Origin of the sequence: Pseudomonas sp. JV245A, from assembly GCF_032424515.1 — a bacterium.
Taxonomy (GTDB): Bacteria; Pseudomonadota; Gammaproteobacteria; order Pseudomonadales; family Pseudomonadaceae; genus Aquipseudomonas; species Aquipseudomonas protegens.
The window spans coordinates 1-1,450 of sequence record NZ_VYKE01000369.1; the positions used below are offsets into that span (position 1 = coordinate 1).

Consider the following 1,450-nt stretch of genomic DNA (forward strand, 5'->3'; position numbering starts at 1 on the left):
CGCAGCCTGCGGCAGCGGCTACAGGGTTCGGTATTGCCTTTGGTCGCGGCGCTGGCCCTGGCCGGTTGCGCCGGCCTGCCGGACCAGCGCCTGGCCAACGAGGCCCTGAAGCGCGGCGACACCGCCCTGGCCCAGCAGAACTACCGCCAACTGGCAGACCTGGGCTACAGCGAAGCGCAAGTGGGCCTGGCCGACATTCAGGTGGAAAGCCGCGACCCGGCGCAGATCAAGCAGGCCGAGGCCACCTACCGCGCCGCAGCCGACACCTCGCCCCGTGCCCAGGCGCGCCTGGGGCGCCTGCTGGTGGCCAAGCCCGGCTCCAGCGAGGCCGAGCAGCACGAAGCCGAAGGCCTGCTGAAGAAAGCCTTTGCCAATGGCGAAGGCAACACCCTGATCCCCCTGGCGATGCTGTACCTGCAATACCCCCACAGCTTCCCCAACGTCGACGCCCAGCAGCAGATCAGCCAATGGCGCGCCGCCGGCTATCCGGAAGCCGGTCTGGCCCAGGTCCTGCTGTACCGCACCCAGGGCACCTACGACCAGCACCTGGACCAGGTGGAAAGCATCTGCAAGGCCGCCCTCGACAGCACCGACATCTGCTACGTCGAGCTGGCCACCGTCTACCAGAAACGCGGCCAGCCAGAACAGCAGGCCGAGCTGATCAAGCGACTGCAGGCCGGCTACAGCCGTGGCAGCGTCAGTGCCCAGCGGGTCGACAGCGTGGCCCGGGTACTGGGCGATGCCAGTCTTGGCAAGCCGGACGAAAAGACCGCCCAGGCCTTGCTGGAACAGGTCGCCCCCGGCTACCCGGCCTCCTGGGTCAGCCTGGCGCAACTGCTCTACGACTTCCCCGAGCTGGGTGACGTCGACAAGATGATGGAATACCTGGAGAACGGCCGCGCCGCCGACCAGCCCCGGGCCGAACTGCTGCTGGGCAAGCTCTACTACGAAGGCAAGTGGGTGCCGGCGGACGCCAAGGTGGCCGAGGCGCACTTCCAGAAAGCCGTGGGCCGCGAAGTCGCCGCCGACTACTACCTAGGGCAGATCTACCGCCGTGGCTATCTGGGCCAGGTGTACCCGCAAAAAGCCCTGGACCACCTGCTGACGGCTGCCCGCAACGGCCAGAACAGCGCCGACTTCGCCATTGCCCAGCTGTTTTCCCAGGGCCGCGGCACCGCGCCCAACCCGGTCAACGCCTACGTCTTCAGCCAGTTGGCCAAGGCCCAGGACACCCCACAGGCCAACGAACTGGCCCAGCAGCTGGATCAACAACTGCCCCCCGGCCAGCGCGCCGAAGCCCAGCGCCTGCTGCAACAGGAGCAGGCGGCGCGCGGTGCCCTGACCCAGAACACGCTGCAACTGCACGCGCTGCAGGAAGAAGACGGCGAGGAATCCCTATGAAGTCCATCCCATTCAACACCACCCCTGTAGCCGCTGCCGCAGGCTGCGA

General features: G+C 67.7%; 1 protein-coding gene. It reads left to right on the forward strand.

The window, feature by feature from the left end; all coding sequences use genetic code 11:
• Nucleotides 1–6 precede the first annotated feature (6 nt).
• On the forward strand, nt 7–1,401 hold the full coding sequence (gene algK, locus F6S12_RS31700) for an alginate biosynthesis TPR repeat lipoprotein AlgK (RefSeq protein ID WP_105625684.1): 1,395 nt from the start codon (nt 7–9) through the stop codon (nt 1,399–1,401).
• Nucleotides 1,402–1,450 lie beyond the last annotated feature (49 nt).